At 62.1% G+C, this 22931-nt stretch carries 22 protein-coding genes; 15 read left to right on the forward strand and 7 right to left on the reverse strand.

Going from position 1 to position 22931, the window contains the following annotated elements; translation table 11 throughout:
- The first annotated feature begins 1 nt into the window (after window position 1).
- Window positions 2-337, forward strand: a complete 336-nt coding sequence (locus tag QMG79_RS13740) for a DUF3039 domain-containing protein (protein ID WP_283539143.1) — start codon at window positions 2-4, stop codon at window positions 335-337.
- Window positions 334-2106: a DEAD/DEAH box helicase gene (locus tag QMG79_RS13745; RefSeq protein WP_283539144.1), complete on the forward strand. Its 1773-nt coding sequence runs from the start codon at window positions 334-336 to the stop codon at window positions 2104-2106. Before QMG79_RS13740 ends, QMG79_RS13745 begins: the two co-directional genes overlap by 4 nt.
- Here QMG79_RS13745 and QMG79_RS13750 read toward each other — a convergent pair.
- The 3 genes from QMG79_RS13750 to QMG79_RS13760 all read right to left on the reverse strand — a co-directional run bounded on the left by QMG79_RS13750 (window position 2090) and on the right by QMG79_RS13760 (window position 4895).
- Window positions 2090-2971: an alpha/beta fold hydrolase gene (locus QMG79_RS13750; protein ID WP_283539145.1), complete on the reverse strand. Its 882-nt coding sequence runs from the start codon at window positions 2969-2971 to the stop codon at window positions 2090-2092. The genes QMG79_RS13745 and QMG79_RS13750 overlap by 17 nt on opposite strands.
- 201 nt (window positions 2972-3172) lie before the next feature.
- Window positions 3173-4474, reverse strand: coding sequence for a Y-family DNA polymerase (locus tag QMG79_RS13755; RefSeq protein WP_283539146.1), 1302 nt, complete (start codon window positions 4472-4474; stop codon window positions 3173-3175).
- Window positions 4467-4895: a LexA family protein gene (locus tag QMG79_RS13760; protein ID WP_283539147.1), complete on the reverse strand. Its 429-nt coding sequence runs from the start codon at window positions 4893-4895 to the stop codon at window positions 4467-4469. The genes QMG79_RS13755 and QMG79_RS13760 overlap by 8 nt, the downstream gene beginning before the upstream one ends.
- An 803-nt stretch (window positions 4896-5698) precedes the next feature.
- Here QMG79_RS13760 and QMG79_RS13765 point away from each other — a divergent pair.
- Both QMG79_RS13765 and gdhA read left to right on the forward strand, forming a co-directional pair.
- Window positions 5699-6049 carry a DUF3846 domain-containing protein gene (locus QMG79_RS13765; protein WP_283539148.1) on the forward strand — a complete coding sequence of 117 codons (351 nt, stop codon included), beginning with the start codon at window positions 5699-5701 and terminating at the stop codon, window positions 6047-6049.
- Window positions 6050-6202: 153 nt separating this feature from the next.
- Window positions 6203-7540, forward strand: a complete 1338-nt coding sequence (gene gdhA, locus QMG79_RS13770; protein WP_283539149.1) for an NADP-specific glutamate dehydrogenase — start codon at window positions 6203-6205, stop codon at window positions 7538-7540.
- Between the two features lie 36 nt (window positions 7541-7576).
- On the opposite strand, the gene QMG79_RS13775 is transcribed toward gdhA, so the two are convergent.
- Both QMG79_RS13775 and QMG79_RS13780 read right to left on the reverse strand, forming a co-directional pair.
- The gene (locus QMG79_RS13775) at window positions 7577-8206 is read right to left on the reverse strand and encodes an isochorismatase family protein (protein ID WP_283539150.1); all 630 of its coding nucleotides are present in this window, start codon (window positions 8204-8206) and stop codon (window positions 7577-7579) included.
- Complete coding sequence (locus tag QMG79_RS13780) at window positions 8206-9555, reverse strand: nicotinate phosphoribosyltransferase (protein WP_502934742.1); 1350 nt, start codon at window positions 9553-9555, stop codon at window positions 8206-8208. The genes QMG79_RS13775 and QMG79_RS13780 overlap by 1 nt, the downstream gene beginning before the upstream one ends.
- A 17-nt stretch (window positions 9556-9572) precedes the next feature.
- Here QMG79_RS13780 and clpS point away from each other — a divergent pair, with 17 nt between their 5' ends.
- The 7 genes from clpS to QMG79_RS13815 all read left to right on the forward strand — a co-directional run bounded on the left by clpS (window position 9573) and on the right by QMG79_RS13815 (window position 13989).
- Window positions 9573-9947 carry an ATP-dependent Clp protease adapter ClpS gene (gene clpS / locus QMG79_RS13785; RefSeq protein ID WP_283539152.1) on the forward strand — a complete coding sequence of 125 codons (375 nt, stop codon included), beginning with the start codon at window positions 9573-9575 and terminating at the stop codon, window positions 9945-9947.
- Entirely contained in the window at window positions 9940-10503 is a 564-nt protein-coding gene (locus QMG79_RS13790) for a DUF2017 domain-containing protein (RefSeq protein WP_283539153.1), read from the forward strand. Before clpS ends, QMG79_RS13790 begins: the two co-directional genes overlap by 8 nt.
- A 68-nt stretch (window positions 10504-10571) precedes the next feature.
- The gene (murI, locus tag QMG79_RS13795) at window positions 10572-11528 is read left to right on the forward strand and encodes a glutamate racemase (RefSeq protein WP_283539276.1); all 957 of its coding nucleotides are present in this window, start codon (window positions 10572-10574) and stop codon (window positions 11526-11528) included.
- Entirely contained in the window at window positions 11525-12322 is a 798-nt protein-coding gene (locus QMG79_RS13800) for an MBL fold metallo-hydrolase (RefSeq protein ID WP_283539154.1), read from the forward strand. The genes murI and QMG79_RS13800 overlap by 4 nt, the downstream gene beginning before the upstream one ends.
- Before the next feature lie 63 nt (window positions 12323-12385).
- Window positions 12386-13141 carry a ribonuclease PH gene (gene rph, locus QMG79_RS13805; RefSeq protein WP_283539155.1) on the forward strand — a complete coding sequence of 252 codons (756 nt, stop codon included), beginning with the start codon at window positions 12386-12388 and terminating at the stop codon, window positions 13139-13141.
- Window positions 13138-13788: an RdgB/HAM1 family non-canonical purine NTP pyrophosphatase gene (rdgB, locus tag QMG79_RS13810; protein WP_283539156.1), complete on the forward strand. Its 651-nt coding sequence runs from the start codon at window positions 13138-13140 to the stop codon at window positions 13786-13788. The genes rph and rdgB overlap by 4 nt, the downstream gene beginning before the upstream one ends.
- A 60-nt stretch (window positions 13789-13848) precedes the next feature.
- On the forward strand, window positions 13849-13989 hold the full coding sequence (locus QMG79_RS13815) for a hypothetical protein (RefSeq protein WP_283539157.1): 141 nt from the start codon (window positions 13849-13851) through the stop codon (window positions 13987-13989).
- A gap of 161 nt (window positions 13990-14150) precedes the next feature.
- On the opposite strand, the gene QMG79_RS13820 is transcribed toward QMG79_RS13815, so the two are convergent.
- Window positions 14151-14939 (reverse strand): VTT domain-containing protein, encoded by a 789-nt coding sequence (locus tag QMG79_RS13820; protein ID WP_283539277.1) that lies wholly within the window; start codon window positions 14937-14939, stop codon window positions 14151-14153.
- 90 nt (window positions 14940-15029) lie between these two features.
- On the opposite strand from QMG79_RS13820, the gene QMG79_RS13825 reads away from it, so the two are divergent.
- Window positions 15030-16025 (forward strand): 3'-5' exonuclease, encoded by a 996-nt coding sequence (locus QMG79_RS13825; protein WP_283539158.1) that lies wholly within the window; start codon window positions 15030-15032, stop codon window positions 16023-16025.
- A gap of 35 nt (window positions 16026-16060) precedes the next feature.
- On the opposite strand, the gene QMG79_RS13830 is transcribed toward QMG79_RS13825, so the two are convergent.
- A complete protein-coding gene (locus tag QMG79_RS13830) occupies window positions 16061-17176 on the reverse strand; it encodes an ADP-ribosylglycohydrolase family protein (protein ID WP_283539159.1) in 1116 nt (371 codons plus the stop codon).
- Window positions 17177-17442: 266 nt separating this feature from the next.
- Between QMG79_RS13830 and QMG79_RS13835 the strand changes: the two genes are divergently transcribed.
- From QMG79_RS13835 to QMG79_RS13845, 3 genes are all read left to right on the forward strand, one after another.
- Window positions 17443-18492 (forward strand): MIP/aquaporin family protein, encoded by a 1050-nt coding sequence (locus QMG79_RS13835; protein ID WP_283539160.1) that lies wholly within the window; start codon window positions 17443-17445, stop codon window positions 18490-18492.
- 154 nt (window positions 18493-18646) lie between these two features.
- Window positions 18647-19819: an exonuclease SbcCD subunit D gene (locus tag QMG79_RS13840; protein WP_283539161.1), complete on the forward strand. Its 1173-nt coding sequence runs from the start codon at window positions 18647-18649 to the stop codon at window positions 19817-19819.
- The gene (locus QMG79_RS13845) at window positions 19816-22842 is read left to right on the forward strand and encodes an AAA family ATPase (protein WP_283539162.1); all 3027 of its coding nucleotides are present in this window, start codon (window positions 19816-19818) and stop codon (window positions 22840-22842) included. The genes QMG79_RS13840 and QMG79_RS13845 overlap by 4 nt, the downstream gene beginning before the upstream one ends.
- Window positions 22843-22931 lie beyond the last annotated feature (89 nt).

Below are 22931 nucleotides of genomic sequence, written 5' to 3' on the forward strand. Positions count from 1 at the left end.
GATGGAAGGCATGATCAGCATGACGACCGAACCCCTCGAAAATGATCCGATGCGCGAACTTTCCGGATCCGGAACGTCTACTGCCACCATTGAGCGCGAGGAACTTCGCCAGGAGGTTGAGCCCGGTGACAGGGATCGCTTCTCGCACTATGTGCGCAAGGAAAAGATCATGGAGTCCGCGTTCAGCGGCGATCCCGTGATTGCACTCTGCGGCAAAGTGTGGACACCAGGCAGGGATCCCAAGAAGTTCCCGGTCTGCCCCGAGTGCAAGGAAGTCTATGACGGACTCCGGCCGGGCAAAGACGGCGGCGGCGATTCGGGCAACAGCAACAAGTGACTGAAACCCTTTTTGGCGGTCCTGTTCTTCCTCCGGCGTACCCGGAACGCGCAGCGTGGGGAACCGCGCCCAAGCTGCGCGCCTGGCAGCAAGAGGCCCTGGATTCCTACTTCGGCAGGAACCCCAGGGATTACCTCGCCGTCGCAACGCCCGGTGCCGGTAAAACAACATTTGCGCTACGCGTTGCATCCATGCTCATTGAGGCCGGGGTAGTTAACCGGGTGACGATCGTTGCACCCACCGATCATCTCAAGCGGCAGTGGGCTGACGCTGCTGCGAAGGTGGGGATCGCCATTGATCCCAACTTCAAGAATTCCGACGGCCAGCACGGCCGCGGCTTCATTGGCGTAGCCGTGACCTATGCACAGGTAGCCAGTAAGCCCATGCTGCACCGTGCAAAGACGGAGGCCGCCCGCACCCTGGTGATCCTTGATGAGATCCACCACGGTGGGGAAGCCCTGTCCTGGGGCGACGGCCTCCGTGAGGCGTTTGAACCGGCCGCCCGGCGGCTGGCCCTGACCGGGACGCCTTTCCGGTCCGATACCTCACCGATCCCTTTCGTGGACTATGTCCAGGACAAGGACGGGATCCGCCGCTCCAAAGCGGATTACACCTACGGCTACGGCAATGCGCTGCGTGACCACGTGGTGCGCCCCGTGATGTTCATGGCGTACTCCGGGCAGATGCGCTGGCGAACCAGCGGCGGCGAGGAAATGGCTGCGTCCCTGGGAGAGGCTGCGGTGACAAAGGACATTACCTCGCAGGCGTGGCGGACTGCCCTGAATCCCACTGGAGCCTGGATTCCTGCAGTGCTGGCAGGTGCCGACAAACGGCTCAGCGAAGTGCGCCGTACAGTGCCCGACGCCGGTGGACTGGTGATTGCCACTGATCACGACGACGCCAGGGCCTATGCGGGCCAACTGAAGCAGATCACCGGCGAATCTCCCACCGTTATCCTCTCCGACGATGCCAAAGCCTCAAGCAAGATCGAGGAGTTCACGGCAAGTGACAAGAGGTGGATGGTTGCTGTCCGGATGGTTTCCGAAGGCGTTGACGTTCCTCGGCTCTCCGTGGGCGTATATGCCACGTCAACCTCCACCCCCCTGTTTTTTGCCCAGGCAATTGGACGTTTTGTCCGCGCTCGGAAACGCGGCGAGACAGCGTCCATCTTCCTTCCATCGGTTCCGGCGCTGATGGCGCTCGCCAACTCCATGGAAGCCGAACGCGACCATGCACTGGACCGTCCGGACAAGGACGATGACGGGCTGTTCGCTGAGGACGATCCACTCATGGACGAGGCGAACCGCGAGGAAAAGGCTTCAGACTCGTTGACGAAGGGCAAGTTTGAGGCCCTTGACTCCCAGGCGTCTTTTGATCGAGTCCTCTTTGATGGTGGCGAGTTTGGAACAGGTGGCGAGGTGGGCTCGGAGGACGAGCTCGATTTCCTAGGTATCCCCGGGCTGCTTGATGCCGAACAGGTGGGAACACTGCTGCGGCAACGCCAGCACGATCAGCTGAACCGGCGGAACCGGCAGACTGCGCCAGAGACTGCTGTGCCAGCGCTCCCTGACCACCGGATGCTGATGGACCTCCGGAATGAACTGGCCAAGAACGTTGCGGCGTGGTCCGCGCGGACTGGCACACCGCATGGCGTTGTCCATACCAAGCTCCGGACTGTCTGCGGAGGTCCGCCGGTAGCCCAGGCCAACGAGGAACAGTTGCAGAAGCGCCTGCGGAAACTTCAGGATTGGTTCATCGGCCGGAAGTAGCTGCCACGTCCTCTGACCACAGGCTCGCCAGCAGCGCATTGACCTCGGCCGGGTGTTCCACGGGGGCGAAGTGTCCGCAGTGGGTGAGCGTGACAAGACGAGCATGGCTGACAATAGCTTTGAGCTCACGCAGGTCGTTCTCCGGAGTAAACGCATCCTGGTCTCCGCGCAATGCGAGCACTGGGCACAGGATCGCTTCCCATTGCCCGAAGCTGTAGCGGCCCACCTCACGCACCGCTGCGGTGAAGGACGCCGGCCGCGCGTCAGTACCAAGTCCTCGGCTCACCGCATTCGAAATGACAGCATCGCTGGCAAAAACCGGGGCAACCACAGCGCGCATCAAGCGCAGGGGTGCCATGGCGCGCATCAGTTTGTCCCCGGCAACACCGAGGCCAGCCAGCGAACGCATGATGACCATCATTCCAACAAGCCACGGAATCTTGGTCAGGTTGCGCAGCGGTTTTTTGGCTGCCCGGGACACACCGAACGTTGTGGCCGAAAGAGCCGCTGCGCTCACTGTCCGTTCCGGCCACCTGGCCGCAAGGTGAAGGGCCAGGACCCCGCCCATGGAGTGGCCAACTGCGTTCCAGCGCGAATGGCCCAGGGCGTCCATGACTTCCACCACCGCCTGGGCCATCTTCTCGATGCTGTAGTCCTCCATGGGGATCTCCAGAGCGGATTCGCCCCAGCCGGGCAGGTCAATCACAACACGATCCCTGCGATGGGGCCTATCAATCATGCCGATAAAAGTGGTCCATGAGCCGGCGGCGCCATGGAGGTAGAGGTCTGCCGTCTCCGTGGCTTCGCGGCCGGTGCCCGTACCAGGCTGGGTCCTGACGGCGCAGGGGCCCAGACTTGTTGCCACAACACGGCGTACCAGGGGCTGGGGTAGACCGTGTGGAGATCCTGACGCGCTGTCCACAGAGACACTGCACCTTTCTTTGGCTTGCCAGTGATTCGAAGCGACGGGGCGCCCGGACTGCCGCCGTCCGGACACAAGCCGCAGACGCTAGGCGTAGCCCGCGACAAGGAAGAAAATCCAGCACGATGTGAGCGCAGAAGGCACCTACCGGGCTTTGACAACAGGGAGATCGTCCCACTCTGTGGTGTAACGCGGTGTCAGTTTTCCGCGTTTGGTAGCCCATTGGGAACCTGATTTGAGTCCACCGTGGCCCAGGCCGATCGTGTTCCGTCCGAACCGGTCAGCAATCCCATCCATGATGGGGCCGAGGAGCCGGTCTGGGGTGTCCAGGAAGTCCATCAGGGTCTCCTGGTTTCCTGCAGGGACCAGGTCCCGAACGGTTACTCCCACGCGCATGTAGGGGGTGCCCTCGGTGATGTGCGGCAGAAGCTGCTGCGCTGCGCGAATGAGTTCAAGTGGGTCGGACGTGGGGGAGGGAAACGTCACATCAACGGAGTGGGCCGTGGGCTCGCCGCTGAAAGACGACGTGCGGGCAAACGCGTGCAGGCTGCCCGTGACGAGTTTTTTCCTTGCCAGGCGGGCCGCGGCGCCCTGCGCGTAGACACTCAGGACCTGGCCTACCTCGCGGACGGTGGCTGCCGGCGTTGTCAACGACCGGGAGAAGAGAATCTGGCTGTTGCCCCGCGTCTCGTCCAGGACTATGCAGGGAGTACCCCGCAGTTCCAGCGCGGTGCGCATGAGGACCACCGAGAAACGCTTGCGGATCAGCAAAGGATCGGCACACTGCAAATCCCACGCCGTCTCGATTCCCATTCCATTGAGTTTGGCGCTGTTGCGCTGGCCAACACCCCAGACCTTCTGCACGGGTAGCCTTCGCAGGAGACGCTCCTGATCCGCATCGCTGATGCTGTCCCAGTGGCAGACGCCCTGGAAATGCTGGTTGTTCTTGGCCCACTGGTTGGCAAGTTTTGCCAACGTTTTGGTGGGTGCAAGCCCTACGCAGACGGGCAATCCGATGTTCTGTCGGACTCCGACACGGATGGCGCGTCCTTGGGCGAGCTGCTCTCTGGTTGTTCCAGCCAGCGCGACGAAGGCCTCATCAATGCTGTAGACCTCCGTGGCCTTGCCATGACGGCTCAGGTACTCCATGACGCGCGCGCTGAGATCGCCGTAGAGCTCGTAGTTGCTGGACAGGCCAATCAGGCCCCACTGTTCTGCCTGCGCAGAAATCTTGAACCAGGGTGAACCCATGGGGATTCCCAGGTTTTTGGCTTCGGCACTGCGCGTAATCACGCAGCCGTCGTTGTTGGAGAGAATCACCACAGGCTGGTTTTCCAGGGAAGGATCAAACGCGCGCTCCGCGGAGACGTAGAAGTTGTTAACATCCACCAGTGCAAAGCAGGAGCCTGCTGGGGGTGTCGCGCTGTAATCTGCCTGTTCAGACACGATGCAGGCACCTTGTGACAACACCCCAGACGCTCATGTCGACGTCGGCCGAGATGCTGATGTCCGCATAATCTGGGTGGTCTGCCACGAGTGCCGTTTCGGTGCCCGAGCGACGAATCCTGCGGACCATGAGCTCACCGTCAAGAACTGCTATCACCACTGATCCGCTGCGTGCTTCAAGAGATCTGTCCACGATCAGCTCGTCGCCATCGCAGATTCCAGCATTCATCATTCCATCGCCCTGGACCCGAACGATGTAGGTGCTGGTGATGTCCTTGATCAGGTGCTTGTTGAGGTCTATCCGACCGGAAAAGTAGTCCTGGGCCGGTGATGCGAAACCACGTGGCAAAAATGATTCAAGGGGAGGGGAGGACTCGGCGCCGTGTGGAGCGCGGGGGATTCGGTCAGCCAGGAAATCCATGAGCTGTCCCTTTCGTTCAGGTGGCGCAGCTTGTCCAGGTGGCGCAGTGTTCCGCTGGAGGTGTGGTCGCTGCAGGGAGGAGGAGGAACTCCGGATACTAGAATATATGTTCGATTATATCCCGCTCCGGACTGGGCGAAAAAGTGCGGTCCGGATCATGGCATGGCGGAGACTGCAGTCACGCCTGGTTCGGCCAGTCGGTGTCCGCTCGTGCCATCATCCGAAAGGGGCCTGGTGGGGCTCCGGTCCACGCGGAGCGCACAATCATCCCCACGTAATACGGAATACAGCCGTGGGTGTGGGAATTTCCTCGGATTCTTCAATTCGACTGGCATAAAAAATATAAGTAGGTATGGTTGGTGCCACGGAGACTGAAGAAAGGTACGAATTAAAGTGTCAGGAAAATCACCCAGGAATGATGTTTCGAAAAAATCGGGAAAAACACTTCTCGAAAAAAGAGCTGAAAAGCGGGCTAGGGCAGATACGTCAAGCACCCTTTTTGTAAAGCCGCGAAAGAACCAGCGCTGATCCGGACCCGTGGCCGTGGCACGGGGCAGTTGCCCCGTCCCACGGCCACCGGGCTGCGGTATATAGCCGAACGCTGCCACCGGTCCTCCGGTCCCAGGCGCACAGTGGGCTAATTTCTGGGCTTTCAGGCAGCCAGGGAGGCTCTGGCGGTTCGTTTACCCCTCAGAAGCAGGGGTAGGGATTCCTGCTGGTTGGAACTTCTCCGGCAGTGCAGGATGTGCTGCCCGATGCCCCAACAGAAAAGCTGGTAAATGCATACAAAGAAAGGACTGTTTATGCGTCAAAAGAATACGGCGCTCATCATTCCTGCGTGCCTTAATGTGCGAATTAGTCTTGAAGGAATCGAAGCCTCTCCTGCCGGGCTGCATATTCTGGTGGGTGGAACTTTTGATGCTCTGAGTTTCGGTGACTGGCACGTTTTCCTCAATGACGAAGCTGATGTTATTCCGCTACCTGCAAATATGCGTGCTGAAATCCTTCTTCGAGAAATGGGTCTGGTGTGCAATCGGGCAGTGGCTGGAACTGCCGTGTTTATTGGACATGGGCGCGATGGCCAGGATACCGACGTGCCTGCACGCCTCCTCACGCTGGCTGGGGACCTCTTTGAAACTCCCCTGGGCGCCTAGAGCCAGGGCCGGAGCCCGCCATCCCCAGAGTCCTGACGCGCATCAGTCATAAGCCGTCAGGACTGCGCACCATCGCGAAATCCGGACAGCCCAGTGCAATGATGGCACTGCCAGATTGATGCGCCGATTGGGTACCACTGTTAGGGAGTTGCCATGGATTCACGCCTTGATGCGATCAAGGAGGCTGTGCTCGCCCGGAGCCCTGGCGAGCTGGAGTTTCACCAGGCGGTCGATGAGGTCTTTCAGAGTCTTGCTCCAGTCCATCGCAGGCACCCTGAATTCCTCGATGCTGCTGTCCTGGAACGGCTCTGCGAACCTGAGCGCCAGATCATCTTCCGTGTTCCCTGGGTGGACGACGCGGGCCGCATCCAGATCAACAGGGGCTTCCGGGTGGAGTTCAACTCTGCCCTGGGACCGTTCAAGGGCGGCCTGCGGTTCCACCCGTCGGTGAACCTGGGGATCGTAAAGTTCCTCGGGTTCGAGCAGATCTTCAAGAATTCGCTGACGGGAATGCCACTGGGGGGTGGCAAAGGCGGATCAGATTTTGATCCCCGCGATCGTTCCGACGGAGAGGTCATGCGATTCTGCCAGTCCTTCATGACGGAGCTCTACAGGCATATAGGCGAGTACACGGACGTGCCTGCTGGTGACATTGGAGTGGGAGGCCGCGAAATCGGTTACCTGTTTGGGCAGTACAAGCGCATTACCAACCGTTATGAGTCGGGCGTCCTCACTGGGAAGGGCATTTCTTGGGGAGGCTCTCTGGTCCGGCCCGAAGCAACGGGATACGGCACGGTGATCTTTACGGAGCAGATGCTCAAGACCCAGGGAAAATCCATCGAAGGCCAGCGCGTGGTGGTTTCAGGATCCGGCAACGTTGCCATCAATGCCATTGAAAAAGCCCAGGCGCTGGGTGCGTTGGTGGTGGCCTGTTCCGACTCTGAGGGGTACGTGGTTGACGAAGCCGGAATTGATGTGGCCCTGTTGCGTCAGATCAAGGAAGTGGAGCGGGGCCGACTCAAGGAATATGAGGCCCAGCGTGCACGTGTCTCCTACGTCCAGGGCGGTTCGGTATGGGATGTGGATGCAACTGTGGCACTGCCATGTGCCACACAGAATGAACTCGATGGCGACGCCGCGGCGCGCCTGGTACGTAACGGTCTTCTTGCCGTAGGCGAGGGTGCGAACATGCCGTCTACCAGGCGTGCTGTCACCGTATTCCAGGAGGCGGGGATCCTGTTTGGGCCCGGTAAGGCAGCCAATGCGGGCGGTGTGGCCACCTCGGCCCTGGAGATGCAGCAGAACGCCAGTCGAGACTCATGGTCTTTTGCCCACACCGAACAGCGTCTCGCGACCATCATGGTGGACATTCATGATCGATGCGCGGCAACAGCTGAATCGTACGGAGATCCCGGAAACTATGTCTTGGGCGCCAATATCTGCGGCTTTGTGAAGGTTGCGGATGCGATGCTGGCGCAGGGCGTCATCTAGGTCCGCCAGATTTCCGGCCTAGGCCAGATCGCCTATCTAGGCTAAATCGACGCCGCCAAGTTCCAGCTCGGCGAACACGTCCTCGGGGTCCTCTGCAATGCCTGCAGTCAGGGCCCTGAGGACTGTGACGGAGTAGCCGGCCTGGACCGCGTCCAGTGCGGTGGCCCGAACGCAGTAGTCGGTGGCGATCCCAGCAATGACCACCTCATCGACGTCGTGCTCCTGCAGCCAGTCGTCCAGCCCCACGGGATCTGCCTCGTCTTCGTCCGCATCCGCCATGGGGATGGCGCCCGGTTGCCTGTCCCCGGTGGGGACGGAGTCTTCCGGTGCCAGCAATCCCTCGAAGCCGGAGTAGGCGGCAGCGTACGCTCCCTTGCGGAAATAAGCATTGATGTACTCGGTGTCGAGGTCGTGGTGCAGCTCCGCGCCGGAGGTAGCCGCTACGCAGTGGCGGGGCCAGCTGTCCACAAAGTCTGGAGTATCGGAGAAGTGCGCGCCGGGATCGATGTGCCAGTCCTGCGTGGCCACCACGTGATCAAACTCTCCGCTGTGCGCATCGAGGTACTCGCTGATGGCGCCGGCAACTGCAGAACCGCCGGCAACGGCCAGGCTCCCGCCCTCGCAGAAATCATTCTGGACATCGACAATGATCAGGGCCCGGGACATCAGATCTCCTCGTAGACGGTGGGGATGGCGGGTTCGCCGCGCTGCATGCGCTTGACGACCCCGGGAAGCTCAGCCAGCGAGGCCCGGTGCCGACGTCGTGCCTTCTCGACGGCTTCCGGTCCTGTCCAGCCGGGCAGTACCTCCCCGTTCTTGACGAAGTGATGCAGCAACTGGCGGTCATTGCCGTCATCTTCTGGCCGGTGGCCAATACCCACCAGCTCGTGCGTGGCGATACCGCGCTCGTTTAGTTTGCGCAGTGCGTACTTGCGGCCGCCCATGCTGGTCTTGTTCTTGGCCGCCTTAGCAACGGGAATGAAGGTGCCGTCCTTGTCCTGCCGGCTCACAAGCTTGTAGACCATGCTTGCTGTTGGGGCGCCGGAGCCGGTGACCAGTGAGGTGCCAACCCCATAGGAGTCCACCGGTGCCGATTGGAGCGCAGCGATGGCAAACTCGTCCAGGTCTGAGGTAACCACGATTTTTGTGTTGACGTTTCCCAGGTCATCAAGGAGCCTGCGGACCCACTGCGCCTGTGCCACAAGATCACCGGAGTCGAGCCGCACTGCACCAAGTGCGTCCCCGGCGAGGTCTACGGCTGTCCGGACGCCCGTTTCGACGTCGTAGGTGTCCACCAGTAGCGAGGTACCCGGACCCAGGGCGGCAATCTGCGCGGCGAAGGCCTCGCGTTCGGAGTCGTGGAGCAGTGTGAAGGAGTGGGCTGCTGTTCCCACGGTTTTCAGCCCGTAGCGGAGTCCCGCCTCCAGATTTGAGGTGCTGTTGAACCCGGCAATGACCGCGGAGCGGGCTGCGCCAACTGCTGCTTCCTCGTGTGTCCGGCGCGAACCCATCTCAATGCAGGGCCGGCTGCCCGCTGCACTGACCATCCGGGAGGCAGCTGAGGCGATCGCGCTGTCATGGTTCAGGACCGAAAGGATGTACGTCTCCAGGATGCAGGCCTCCGCAAACGTGGATTCGACAATCAGCAGGGGCGAGTTGGGGAAGTACGTTTCACCCTCCTGATACCCCCAGATATCGCCGCTAAACGAGAAGTTTTCCAGGTAGTCCAGCGTCAGGCTGTCCACTACTCCCGTGCGTTCAAGGAACTCCAGCTCGGCCGGGCCGAACCGGAAGTCGGCCAGGCCCTCGAGGATCCGGCCGGTCCCTGCGACAACCCCGTAACGCCTGCCGTCGGGAAGGCGACGGGCGAAGGCCTCGAAGACCGATTTCCGGTGGGCGGCCCCGGAGTGCAGTGCGGCCTGCAACATGGTCAGCTCGTAGTGGTCGGTATGCAAAGACGTGCGGGGGCGCTCCCAGCCAGCTGATGTGCTCACAAAATTCACTCTAGTGCGCATCCCCATAGAATGGACAGATGACCTTAAGTGTTGCGCTCGGCCCTGACACCCAGGAGAGCACCCGGACCGGAACAGAGACGACCACCGACGTCCTGAATGCCCCGGACGTGCCCTGGAACCTCGTGATCTGGAACGATCCCGTGAATCTCATGAGCTATGTCAGCTATGTCTTCCAGAGTTACTTCGGGTATTCGGAGTCCAAAGCGAACAAGCACATGCTCGAAGTCCACAAGAAGGGCCGTTCGATTATTGCCCATGGCAGCCGCGAGCAAGTTGAGCGCCACGCTGTCGCCATGCATGGCTTCGGGCTGTGGGCGACTGTAGAAAAATCCGATGGCGGCAAGGGTGGTTCCGGCGACGGGACTGGCCGGGGAAGGGGCAAGCGTGGCTAAGGCTTTCAGGAACGGTCTCAAAGGGATCACCGGCCACCTTGAGCCAGCTGAGCGTGAGCTCCTGCGGGGGCTTTTGGATGACGTGATTTCGATGCTGGAACCTGCCGAGCAGGCCAATGAGGACCCCTTGGCGGCACTGATCGGGTTGGACCTGAACGTCACCGAGCCAGGTGACAGGGCGCTGAAACGACTGCTCCCCAACGTCATGAAGGACGACGGCGATGCGTCACTGGAGTTCCGCCAACTCACCGAACGTTCCCTGCGGGAAACCAAAATTGGGGCGCTGCGCGCGGCCGCCCTCGACCTGGACCGGGATGAACTCGTCCTGACTGAGGCCGGGGCGGGCCACTGGTCCATGGCCCTGAACGATGTCCGTCTGGTGCTCGCTGAACGGCTCGACATCCAGGACGAGGAAGACGCTAACCACGTCCATCAGATGCAGGACTGGTCCCAGGCCGAGGACGTGGAGAGCTACTTGGCACTTGTGTACAACTTCACCACCTGGCTCCAGGAATCGCTCATGCAGGCCATGCTTGAAACCCTGGAGCGGCCATGACGGAGCAGCCGTTGGGGGACGCCCTGGTGGGCGACGTGGCGAGTCTCGCTTTGGCTCCTGACAGCGGCATGGACGCTGAGCCCTCGCTGCGGCCCATCGGTGTTTTTGATTCCGGCGTGGGTGGCCTGACAGTTGCCCGGTCCATCATTGATCAGCTTCCGAACGAGTCGATCCTCTACGTCGGGGATACGGCCCATGGGCCGTATGGTCCCCTGCCCATCGCCGAAGTCCGGGCCAACGCCCTGGGGGTTATGGACGAACTGGTGGATTCCGGCGTGAAACTTCTCACCATCGCCTGCAATTCGGCGTCGGCTGCTGTTCTTCGGGACGCGCGCGAGCGCTACACAGCCCGTTATGGCATTCCGGTGATTGAAGTTATCCAGCCAGCGGTACGGCGTGCCGTGGCTGCCACCCGGACGGGGCGTATCGGCGTCATTGGTACCTCCGCCACGGTAGGGTCACGGGCCTACGAGGATACCTTCGCGGCCGCGCCCGATTTGACAGTCACGTCGGCTGCCTGCCCTGAATTCGTGTCCTATGTGGAGGCCGGGATCACCACCGGACCGGAGCTGCTGGCCATTGCCCAGGAATATCTGGCGCCCCTGAAAGCGGCGGACGTTGACACAGTGGTGCTGGGCTGTACGCACTATCCACTCCTGACGGGCGTCATCTCCTATGTGATGGGCGACGGCGTGACGCTCGTCTCCAGCGCAGAGGAGACGGCAAAGGACGTTTATCGGGCGCTTGTCAGCCACGATCTCCAGCGCACTGCCGGACTGCGCCCGGAACACCACTTCATTGCCACCGGTGATGCCGCGCAGTTTGAGACGCTGGCACGGCGTTTCCTGGGACCGGAGGTCCTGTCGGTGCGGCACGTTGACCACGTTGCTGCGCGGTATCCCACGGGGAGCCTGGCCAGGATCACGCCAGAGATGATCGCTGCTGCACAGGCTGCGTCGGACCGTCCCCGGATCTCCCATTTTGTGGGCAACGCCGGAGGCAGTTCAAGGGGTCGTCGGCCGTGAAACTGACAATAGTGGGTTGTACCGGGTCATTTCCGGGGCCTGGCTCCCCGGCGTCGTGCTATCTGCTGACTGCCAGTGACGGCGACCGCACCTGGAAAATTGTCCTTGACCTGGGCAGTGGCGCCCTTGGTGCGATCCAGCGGTACACCGACCTGGAGGACATTGATGCGATCTTCCTGACCCACCTGCACCCAGATCACTGCATGGATCTTTGCGGGCTGCACGTTGCTGTCCGGTGGAAGCCCGGTGGTTGGAACCGGGACCGCATCCCGGTGTGGGGGCCAGCCGCTACAGCGGACCGCATGGCTACGGCCTATGGCCTGGAACTGGATCCGGGCATGCACGAAGAATTTGACTTCGCGAACTGGACAGAGCGGTCAGCGGTGACCGTGGGGCCCTACACAGTGACCCCCTACGCCGTAAACCATCCAGTCGAGGAAGCCTACGCCCTACGGGTCGAGGTCACTGAGCCTGGCGACGACGGCAATGCTGTCCGTCGAATCCTCACGTATTCCGGGGACACGGACTCCTGTTCCGGGCTAGAAGATGCCGCCAGGGATGCAGACCTCTTTCTCTGTGAGGCCGCTTTCGAAGAAGGGCGCGACGACGCCGTCAAGGACGTTCACCTGACAGGTAAACGCGCAGGCGAGGCTGCCGAAGCGGCCGGAGCAAAGCGCCTCCTGCTGACGCACCTTCCCGTCTGGACCTCGCAAACCACAGTGCTTGCAGAAGCCAAGCCAGTGTTCTCCGGGGGAGTGGCAGTGGCTGTCGCAGGCGTGCACTACACGATCTGAGCACGCTGTCGCCGCGCTGGGGCAGGTCCACGGCGTGGGTCCGCCAGTGGATAAGCTGGAAACATGACAACAGATTCAGCAGCACCAGTGGTTCGCGCAGATGGCCGCACCCCAGACCAGCTCCGTCCCATCAGCATCACCCGCGGCTGGTCCAAGCAGGCCGAAGGTTCGGCACTGATCGAATTCGGCAACACCAGGGTGCTCTGCACCGCTTCCCTGACGCCAGGCGTGCCCCGGTGGCTCAAGGGCGAGGGCCGCGGCTGGGTGACAGCCGAATATGCGATGCTTCCCCGGGCAACAAATACCCGCTCCGACCGTGAATCCGTCAAGGGTAAGATCGGCGGCCGGACCCACGAAATCTCCCGCCTGATTGGTCGGTCGCTGCGTTCCATTATTGATACCAAGGCGTTGGGTGAGAATACGATCGTGCTGGACTGCGATGTGCTCCAGGCCGACGGCGGTACGCGCACCGCAGCCATTACCGGTGCCTACGTGGCGCTCGCGGACGCCATCCGCTTTGCGCGCGACAACAAGCTGATAGCAAAAAACGCGCAGCCGCTCACCGACACCATCGCAGCGATTTCGGTGGGAATCATAGACGGTGTGCCTATGCTCGACCTGCCTTATGTGGAAGATGTCCGGGCCGAGACCGACATGAATGTGGTTGTCACGGGAACGGGTAAGTTTGTTGAGGTCCAAGGCACAGCCGAGGGTGCACCCTTTGACCGAGACGAGCTGAACAAGCTCCTGGACCTTGCACTGCTGGGAACAACCCAGCTCGCCGCCATCCAACGCGAAACCCTGGCGGACACCCTGTGAGCCCAACCCAGGCTGCCGGACCGCGCCTGGTTCTTGCAACTCACAACGCGGGAAAGCTGCGGGAGTTGCGTGAGCTTTTGAGGGATCAGGTACCAGGGCTGGATGTTGATACCCAGGTGGTGGACGCAGCCGCCGTGGGTGGCCCCGACGTTGCTGAAACCGGCGTCACGTTTGCCGAGAACTCCCTGCTCAAAGCCCGTGCCGTGGCGCAGGCAACGGGCCTGGTGGCTATCGCTGACGATTCCGGGCTGGCAGTGGATGTCCTGGGTGGAGCGCCGGGAATTTTCTCTGCCCGGTGGTCAGGCGGGCATGGCGATGACCAGGCCAACCTGGATCTCCTCCTGGCCCAGCTCAGTGATATTCCAGACGCTCACCGTGGTGCGGCATTTGTCTGTGCGGCAGCGTTGGCGCAACCTGGCCATGGTGCCGAGACTCCCACGGTTGTCCAGTATGGGCAGTTGGCTGGAACACTGTTGAGGGAGCCTCGCGGAGCCGGTGGGTTCGGTTACGATCCGATCCTGCAACCCACAGGCGAAACGCGCAGTTGTGCAGAATTAAGTGCGGCAGAAAAGAATGCCATCAGCCACCGAGGACAGGCTTTCCGGGCATTGCTGCCAGCCATAGTGGAGGCCCTGGCCCAAGATTGACGGGAGTGTCCTTCCCGCAGGCGCAGAGCACACAATCCAAGCGACAGTGAAAGGCCAGACGTGGAAAGTGAAGACGGCCGCGGTGTGGAGGGACAGACGTCCATCAGCGATCTCCTGGACGAATCCCTGGGCACAGCGCCCATCCAGCTTTCCCTTCCGCTCCATATCCACATTGCGCAGGGTGAGTACCGGCGCATGTGACGCATGAGCGATGCTCCGGGACGTGGACCTGGCCCGTTGTGGACCTGGCAGTTCCCGGACCTGGCACGTCCATGGTTCCACAGACACAACCGCCCGGCAGGAGGACCTGCCAGGCGGTTGTGTCTGTTCGGGAGGATACCCCAGGGCTGGGATGGGCAGACTCAGCCCTGGTGGCCCGTGGTATCGCGGGGTGTCTTGTGCTGATCGCTGGGAAGGTGTTCTTCGATGAACTCATCCACGGGTTCAGTGCCATAGGTCTTGGCCTGGCGCTTGGCAGACATGCCGCGCAGGACCTCGATCGCCACGGGAAGCACCGAGATCACCACAATGGCAATGAAGATGATGTCAATGTTGTTGCCCACCCAGCTGAACTGGCCTAGCCATGCTCCCAGGAGCGTGACCCCGCCGCCCCAGAGAACAGCGCCAATGACGTTGAAAAGGAAGAACTTGCGCTTGTCCATCTGCGCAACTCCCACAATGACCGGGACGAACGTGCGGATGATGGGGACAAAACGTGCCAGGATCAGAGCTTTGCCACCGTGCTTTTCGAAAAACGCGTGGGCACTCTCAACGTTCTCGCGTTTGAAGAGTTTGGAGTTCGGTTTATTGAAGATTGCGGGTCCGGCCTTAGACCCGATGAGGTACCCGGTTTGGTTACCCAGAATGGCAGCAACAACAATCAGCGCGCACATGGCCCAAAGGTTGAATTCGATGGCGCCGGTGGAGACCAGGAGGCCAGCGGTGAACAACATGGAGTCGCCCGGCAAGAAGAAGCCGAACAGGAGGCCCGTTTCGGCGAACACGATGCCGCAGACCACCAGCACAACCCACGGCCCCAAGGGTGAATCGCGAAGGAATACATCGGGATTCAGCCAATCGGGCAGGAACGAGGCAAGCTGTGGGCTTACTGGACCGGCACCTCCGAACATGGCTACGGCAACGTCAGTCAATAGGGGAGAGTTCACCCTCCAAGGGTACTTGACCCCTTGGCCACGGCACGGTGTCCAGAGGGGCGATCCCGGTGGCGGTAAAGTTGGACCGTGGCTTTGGACTTTACTGCGATCGATTTTGAGACGGCGAACGGTTTCCGTGGATCTCCCTGTTCCGTTGGATTGAGTAAGGTCCGCAATGGTGTTGTGGTCGAAGAAGCGTCCTGGCTGATGATGCCGCCGGAACGGCACGACCGTTTTGACCATCACAATGTCCGGATCCACGGCATTACACCCGCCAGCGTTGCTGGCAGCCCCCGGTTTGGGGAGCTGTTCCCCGAAATTGGCGCGTTCATCGGTTCCGATATCCTCGCCGCGCACAACGCAGCCTTTGACCTTGGCGTGATTAGATCCGCCCTGGAAGTTTCCGGGCTTCCAGGCCCGGCGTACGACTACGTCTGCACAGTGGTCCTTTCACGCAGGTGTTATTCGCTTGTCTCGAACTCCCTGCCTTTCGCTGCCCGGGAGGCGGGGGTGCCCCTCGTCAACCACCATGACGCAGCGGAGGACGCCCGCGCCTGCGCTGGGATTCTTGTCGACATTGCTGCACGCAACGGAGCCAACAGCATTGGGGAACTTTACCTCTCCCTGGGCCTGACAATGCCGCACCAGCCCGCCTTTGATCCTGGCCGGGATGTCCTCTCCAAAGCGACACTGACAGCATTGGCGGCCCTGGATACGCCAACCACAGTGCGTGCGTACATGAGTGGCTGGCCAGAGGAGGGCGCCAATCCTGCCCCCAACCTGGATGCCGAACCCGGCCACCCGCTCTTTGGACAGACAGTGGTCTTTACCGGCGAAATGAGCATGCGCAGGCCGGAGGCAAAAGAACTCTCCGCTGGTCTTGGTGCTACGCCGGAAAGCCGTGTCACGGGTCGGACCACCGTGCTTGTGGTGGGCGATGGCTTCGATGCCGGTGACCTCAGATCCGGCCGGCTGACTGGCAAGGCCAGGCGTGTCCTGGAGCTGCACGAAAAGGGCCAGCAGATCGAGGTTGTCTCGGAGGGTGAATTCCTGCAGATGGTGGCTGGCGTCTCCGTAGGCTGAGTGGGCATGGGGGTGAGCCGCAGCTCGTGTGGGGGCTAGGGAGTTTCGGGCTCATTCCGTTCCGGTCCGACTGTCACGGACACGAGCTGACGGGCCACGCCGCGGATTGTGTCCTGGCCGTCCAGGACGGCCAGCCACTGCTCTGGCAGGCACTCCGTTCCATAGAGGGCTCCGAGGATGTTGCCGGTGAGTGACCCGGTGGAGTCACTATCGCCGTCGTGGTTAACTGCGAGGCGCACCGCTGCTGCAAAGTGGTCGGCGGGAGCGAGCTGGCCCGCGGGACCGCTGGCCGTGACCAGGGCCGCGTACAGTGCGATCGCCAGTGCCTCTTCGGCTACATAGCCCAACCCCAGTTCCTCTGTCATGGCCTCTGGCCCGCGATGCCCGGTCGCTGCCAGGCGGAAGGCAGCCTCGAGGCGTTCCGCTACCTCAGGTGCCGGAGCTTCCACCGAACGGGAGTAGTCGACGGCGGTCCCGGCAGCCTCCGCAAGGCTGTTACCGGCTGCCAGCTGGTGGATCAGGTTGCTGAAGGCCGCTGATGCCTGGCGTGCCGCCGGGTGGCCATGCGTGAGGGAAGCGGCATCCGAGCTCAGGCGTGCAGCTGTGCTGGCGTCGATATGGGGGATCAGCCCAAACGGTGCAGACCGCATGACCGTCCCGCAGCCTTTCGCCTGCGGATTGACCGGCCGCGAGGCGGTTCCCATTTCACCGGTTGCCAGCCCGCTGATGCAGGCACGGCCGGGACCCCGACGCTGGCGCAGTACGGCCTGCCCATCAATCCAGCGAGGCTGCGGGTGCGGGGCATGCACCGGTGCTGGCTCACCCTGGGTAGCCAGCCATCGCAGGTACGCCAACCACAGGCATGCGTTGACGTCTGCGCCGATTCCGTCGTTGGCCCACTCAAGCGCCTCCACCAGGCCATCCACTGTGTAGAGCGTCAACTGGGTGTCATCGGAGAACCCGGGTGTGCCACCGTCAACAGCCAGATCGTTCAAGGTTGCGAGGCCATCCACCCCGAAGAGCTGCCTGATATCGGCCAGGGAACGCTGTTCGACCGGATATCCGAGGGCGTCGCCTAGAGCTCCACCGAGCAGGCATCCATAGATTCGGGACGAATGGGAAGGGGCTGGGCCGGCGGCACTGTTGCTCATTGCACCTAACCTACCGTTTGCGCCCAGGCCCCACGGCCAGGACGCCCGGAACCGCCAAGATCCTGCCGCTCGGGGAGGAGGCTGGCCACGTGGGTGGAAGGGACAGGGTGTGGTGTTGGGAGTGGCGGTGGCCGGATCCAGCGCACTCTCAGGAACCATCCAGCCACAACTGCCAGACTTCTGTTCAGACATGCCCCGCAGCCGGGGCAAACGGTTCACCTGGCAACAACGTGCCGGACGCTACTCACCACCAGAGGATGCCCACCATGAAAACTCCCGCGCCCACCACTGGAAGCAGTACCCTGCCCGGGCCTGCGCCCGTTGGATCCGGAGCCCCCACTGGCCCTGCTGGGAAGGCCACGCAGACGGAACAGTATTCCGCTGGCCTCTTGGGCAGGCTTGGCGCCGAGGGTTTTGGCAGTTTTATTGTTGTTCTGCTGGGGCTGGGCCTGCCGCTGTTCATCCTCCCGCAGCTGAGCCCGCTGTCGTCGGCGCTGGCCACCGGCCTGACGATCAGTGCCGTCATGCTGGCCTTCGCGTACGTTTCCGGGGGTCACTTCAACCCGGCAGTGACAGTGGGGCACCTTGTTGCTGGGCGGATACGTCTTGCGGATGCCGCCGGGTATGTGGTGGCGCAGGTGGTTGGCTCAGTGCTGGCCGCCGTCGCCCTTTTCGGAATCCTGCGCACTGTCCCCAGCATTCAGGACACGCGCGCAGCCTTTGATACTGTCACTGCCGGCTACGGTGAACACGCCGTCAGCCAGATGTCATGGGAGGGCGTCCTCCTGGTGGAGGTCCTCGGCAGCGCCATTCTGGTTGCCGTGTTCCTGGCCGCCACTGCCAGGGACAACAGACACCGCCTCCTCGCACCGCTGGCCGTGGGGTTCACCATGGCAGCGCTGCTCCAGCTGGGCCAGGCCACCGGTAACGCACCGTTCAACCCGGCCAGGGCAACAGCATCATCGCTTTTCGGCTCAAGCTGGGCAGTTGCCGAATTGTGGGTATTCTGGGCTGCACCCGTGGTCGGTGCCGTTGTTGCGGGCCTGATCTCCCGCCTTATCGCGGGAAGTTATGGTGCCTCGGCAGCAGCACGGGACGCCCTTCGGGAAACGGACGACGCCGACGCCCTGGAGGCGTTCGACGCTGGGGATGAGCCTGCCGAGGGCACCGTAGCGGAAGACTCCCAGGACACTGTCACGGACAGGGGTGCCGGCAAGCGCGCCCCGACATCCGGGCCTGATGCAAGTTCCCCTGCCGTTCCGGCAGCGTCGGCCACCGATGATGCCCGCGATTTCTTTGACGGCAAAAACCGCTGACGTTGCCCTGCGAGGATGCCACCGGAACTGTTGTTTCGGTGGCATCTGCCGTTAAACGAGGTGCAGTAAACGAGATGAAGTGCCAGGGGAGACGTTCAGCCAGGCAGTTGTGCCGGGTTACGCCAGTGTCTGTGCCAGCCACTAGCGTTGAGGCATGTTGTTATTGCACACGTCAGACTGGCACCTTGGCCGTTCCTTCCACGGTGTCGGGATGCTTGCTGCCCAGCGTGATTTCGTTCAGCAGCTGGTCCGTACCGTGCAGGAGCGCAGCGTGGATGTTGTGCTGATTGCCGGTGATGTTTATGACAGGGCTCTGCCCGCAGTTGACGTTGTACGCCTCCTTGATGATGCCTTGGCGGCTATCACAGCCGCCGGCGCCCGAGTGGTCCTTACAAGCGGCAACCACGACTCTGCCATCAGGCTGGGATTTGGCTCGCGACTACTGGAAAACGGTGGAGTCTCTATCCGGACAACGCTGGATGCTCTGGCGGACCCGCTCCTGCTTCCCCTTGACGACGCCGAGGACAGTCCTCTTCTCGCCATCTACGGCATTCCCTGGTTGGAGCCACGGCTTGTGGCCGACCAGCTGGCAGCCCCAGCGGCTAGCCACTTCGACGTCACCAAAGCGGCCACGGATCGAGTCCGCGAGGACCTAGCCGCGCGCTCTGCAGAGCGAATTGTCCACTCGGTAGTTCTGGCGCACACCTTCGCCAGCGGAGGCATCAGCTCTGACAGCGAACGTGACCTCAGCATCGGGGGAGTGGGGGCCGTGCCACTGGATCTCTTTGACGGCTTCGACTATGCAGCGCTGGGTCACCTCCACGGCCGCCAGATGCTTTCGGAGACTGTCCGTTATTCCGGCTCACCGCTGGCCTACTCGTTCTCCGAGGCCGGACACCGCAAAGGGGCCTGGCTGGTGGACGTCCAGCCAGCAGGTGTGGTAGGCGTTACGGGAATCGACTGGACGCCGCCCCGGAATTTGGCAGTCCTGCGGGGCACGCTGGAGGATCTGCTTGCCGATCCCGCCCATGTCGAAGCCGAGGGGGCGTTGTGTCAGGTGACACTGACTGACTCGCGCCGGCCCACCCAGGCCATGGAACGTGTGCGCAGCAGGTTTCCAGACACCCTTGTCCTGGCTTTTGATCCCACGGGCGGAACCACGTCCGCGCAGCAAAGCTACAGCAGCCGGATCGCCCAAGCGCCAGATGAGCTCGCTGTTTGCAGCGGTTTCCTTGACCACGTCCGCGGCTGGGGGCCGGATGACGTGGAGCGCACCGCACTTGCCGAAGCCCTGGATACCGTTCGTCTAAAGGAGGGCTCCCTATGAGAATCCATCGCCTGAGGATGTCAGCCTTTGGTCCGTTTGCTGGCACGGAAGACGTTGACTTCGACAGGCTCGGCAGCCACGGGCTCTTTCTGCTCAACGGCGCCACCGGAGCGGGTAAAACCAGTGTGCTGGATGCCATCTGCTTTGCGCTCTACGGCTCCGTCCCAGGTGCCCGGCAGGACGGCAAGAGGCTTCGCAGCGATCATGCTGACCCAGGTCAGGAACCGTCGGTTACCTGCGAATTTTCGGCCCAGGGTCGCTATTTTGAAGTCTCTCGGTCACCTGCCTGGGACAAACCCAGCGCCAGGGGAAAGAACGGCTTCACCACACAGCAGGCCAAGACCCTGCTGCGGGAACGTGTTGATGGCTCCTGGGAAGAGAAGTCCGGCCGGAATGACGAAGCCGGGGCCGAGATCACAGGTCTGCTGTCGATGGACCGGGAACAGTTCACCCGCGTGGTCATGCTCCCACAGGGCGACTTTGCCGCTTTCCTGAGGTCCAAGGCCACTGAACGCACAGACCTTCTGCAGAAACTCTTCGGCACCCAGCGTTTCGAATCAGTGGAACGCGAACTCGCTGAGCGCGCAGGTGCAGCGCGCCAGGCCGTAGAGAGGATCAACGCCCAGATTGATCTTCTGGGCGCACGCGCCAGGACCGAGAGTGAATCCCTCCTCACCGATGACGTCCAGTTGCCCGATGATCCTTCCGAGCAGGTCGATTTCCTGCTGGCAACTGCCCATGCGCAGGAGACCAAGAGTGCAGCAGCTTCTACGATGGCTGAGCAACGGAACCGCGACCTCCAGTCCCAGGTGGAGCGCCTCACAGCTCGTGCTGCCCGGGACGACAACCTCCTCGCACTACGGGAGCGTCAGTTAGCTGCTGACGCTCAGGCGGAAATGCTCGTCACGGCAGCAGAGCGGATGGCTGCGCACCACAGGGCGGCACGGCTCAGCGGAGAACTCTCGGCAGTGGATGCCGCGCAGGTCGCGGCCGAACGGGCGGCTGATGATCGGGCCGACGCTTTGGGTCTCCTTCGAATGGCTGTTCAGGACGACGCAGAATTGGCGGAGGCTGCCAGCTCGTCCGGCGATGTCGATATTCCTGCTGAACGCTCACGGCTCCGTTCAACGCTCGCAGTTGTCGAAGCGCGGATTCCTGATGAGGATCGTTTGGTGGCGCTGGGCAGCGAGGAGCAAGCCCACCGGGTTCAGCTGACATTGCTCAGCGAGAAACGCGTGACTTTTGAGACGTCTGTTGCCCGGCTGCGGCTAGAGCTTGCGGCGGTGACGGTCCGAAGCGGGGAGTTGCGCGATGCCGCCGCCGATCTCGCATTGCGTCTGAAGGAAGCAACGGCTGCCGCTGACCTGGTGAGGGTCGTGGGTCAGTACCGCGCGGCAAACGTGCTGACGGAAGAGATCCAGGAGCGTCACCGGCAAGCCACCGACACCTATCTAGGCGCGCGCACCAGGTGGCTTGACCTGCGCGAGGAGCGTCTGCAGAACGCTGCCGCGGAATTGGCTGGGCAGCTCGTGGATGGCCAAGCATGCGCGGTGTGTGGAAGCCTGGAACATCCCGATCCGCCGACCTCCGCTTTCCTGGTTCTGGATCTCGCGCAGCAGGAACAGGATGCTCAGGATGCATCGGAACGTGCTGAGAAGATCGTGGCAACCGTCGGAGCCGAGCTGTCCGAAGCACAGCAGAACCGTGCCGCCCTCGCCGGTCAGGGGGGCACGGCGGACCCAGCAGAAGCGGAATCCGCTGCCGCCGCTGCCAAAGTAGCAGCTGATGGGGCCCAGGCAGCAGCCCAGGAGCTCGGCCTGCTGGATAACCACCAGGAGCGCCTCAGCGAAGAGCTTGAGGCTGCGGAGGCAACACTAGCCGCGCATGGTGATGATTACCTGACGGCTCAGACGTCCCTGATGTCGGTCACGACCCAGCAGCAGGCGCTTGTTGAGTCGTTGGCACCACTGCGTGCAGGGCATGCCAGTCTCGAGCACAGGATACGTGCCATCAACTCCTCGCTGACCAGCCTCGAGGCCGCCCACACAGCAACCATGCAAGCCGAAAAGGCAACCGCGCAATCCGTTCACGCCCTGGAGCGCCTCACCCAGGCCTTGCCCGATAGCGGCTTTACCCATGCGGATGATGCCAGGGTGGCTTTGCTTGCCGATCCTGAGCCAGCTGATCTTCAGGACATCCTCCGGCGAGGCCACGATGAACAGGCACGACTGGCTGAACTGTGGGAGAGTGCCGACATCCAGCTGGCCGTAGCGGAACAGGAACAAGGCCTGCACGTCTCTGTGCACGACATAGAGCTTGCCCGGTTCCAGGCCGCTGAGGCTGCTAGGGAAAATTCTGCGGCCAGCCTCGGCGCGGGACTTGCGGTGCGCAGATGTGAGGTCCTGCAGTCCGTGGCCCGTGACATGGCGCTGGCTCTCGATAGCGCAGGAGCTCCGAGGCGTCACGCGGAGATGCTCACCGGAGTAGCGGAAGCAGCCGCCGGGAGGGGCGAGAATTCGTTTCGTATGAGCCTGAACAGCTACGTTCTTGCTGCTCGCCTGGAGCAGGTCGCCACGGCAGCCTCTGAGCGGCTGGTGGCCATGAGCGATGGACGTTATCTGCTGCAACACACAGATGCCAAGGCGGCGCGAGGAGCAAAGTCTGGGTTGGGGCTGCAGGTTGTGGACCAGTGGACTGGCCACCAGCGCGATACCTCAACCCTCTCTGGCGGCGAGTCGTTCATGGCGGCACTGTCACTCGCGCTTGGCCTTGCGGATGTTGTCCAGCAGGAGGCAGGCGGAGTGGAAATTGAGACCCTGTTTGTTGACGAGGGATTCGGCAGCCTTGATGAGCAGGCGCTGGAACAGGTCATGGATGCACTGGAGAACCTGCGCGACGGCGGACGGGTGGTGGGGCTGGTCAGCCACGTCGCAGAAATGAAACAACGGATTGGTACCCAGCTGCAGGTCATTAAGGGCAGGCACGGTTCCACTCTCGAAATCTCGGAGAATCTTGTCTCCTAGGCAAGCCCTGCAGTGCTGATTTACGCGTGGTCCGGAGGTTGGATCACGGGGTCGCTGACCACGTATAATGGGACGGTAACCGGGTTTCG

The sequence above is a fragment of the Pseudarthrobacter sp. PS3-L1 genome, from assembly GCF_030063285.1.
Taxonomy (GTDB): domain Bacteria; phylum Actinomycetota; class Actinomycetes; order Actinomycetales; family Micrococcaceae; genus Arthrobacter.

What these genes read in the sequence shown, in the direction of transcription:
- QMG79_RS13740 (WP_283539143.1), top strand. Translation starts at nt 2, where the DNA reads ATGGAAGGCATGATCAGCATGACGACCGAACCCCTCGAAAATGATCCG.
- QMG79_RS13760 (WP_283539147.1), bottom strand. Translation starts at nt 4,895, where the DNA reads ATGGATTTCCTGGCTGACCGAATCCCCCGCGCTCCACACGGCGCCGAG.
- QMG79_RS13765 (WP_283539148.1), top strand. Translation starts at nt 5,699, where the DNA reads ATGCGTCAAAAGAATACGGCGCTCATCATTCCTGCGTGCCTTAATGTG.
- gdhA (WP_283539149.1), top strand. Translation starts at nt 6,203, where the DNA reads ATGGATTCACGCCTTGATGCGATCAAGGAGGCTGTGCTCGCCCGGAGC.
- QMG79_RS13775 (WP_283539150.1), bottom strand. Translation starts at nt 8,206, where the DNA reads ATGTCCCGGGCCCTGATCATTGTCGATGTCCAGAATGATTTCTGCGAG.
- QMG79_RS13780 (WP_502934742.1), bottom strand. Translation starts at nt 9,555, where the DNA reads ATGCGCACTAGAGTGAATTTTGTGAGCACATCAGCTGGCTGGGAGCGC.
- clpS (WP_283539152.1), top strand. Translation starts at nt 9,573, where the DNA reads ATGACCTTAAGTGTTGCGCTCGGCCCTGACACCCAGGAGAGCACCCGG.
- murI (WP_283539276.1), top strand. Translation starts at nt 10,572, where the DNA reads ATGGACGCTGAGCCCTCGCTGCGGCCCATCGGTGTTTTTGATTCCGGC.
- rph (WP_283539155.1), top strand. Translation starts at nt 12,386, where the DNA reads ATGACAACAGATTCAGCAGCACCAGTGGTTCGCGCAGATGGCCGCACC.
- QMG79_RS13830 (WP_283539159.1), bottom strand. Translation starts at nt 17,176, where the DNA reads ATGAGCAACAGTGCCGCCGGCCCAGCCCCTTCCCATTCGTCCCGAATC.
- QMG79_RS13835 (WP_283539160.1), top strand. Translation starts at nt 17,443, where the DNA reads ATGAAAACTCCCGCGCCCACCACTGGAAGCAGTACCCTGCCCGGGCCT.
- QMG79_RS13840 (WP_283539161.1), top strand. Translation starts at nt 18,647, where the DNA reads ATGTTGTTATTGCACACGTCAGACTGGCACCTTGGCCGTTCCTTCCAC.
- QMG79_RS13845 (WP_283539162.1), top strand. Translation starts at nt 19,816, where the DNA reads ATGAGAATCCATCGCCTGAGGATGTCAGCCTTTGGTCCGTTTGCTGGC.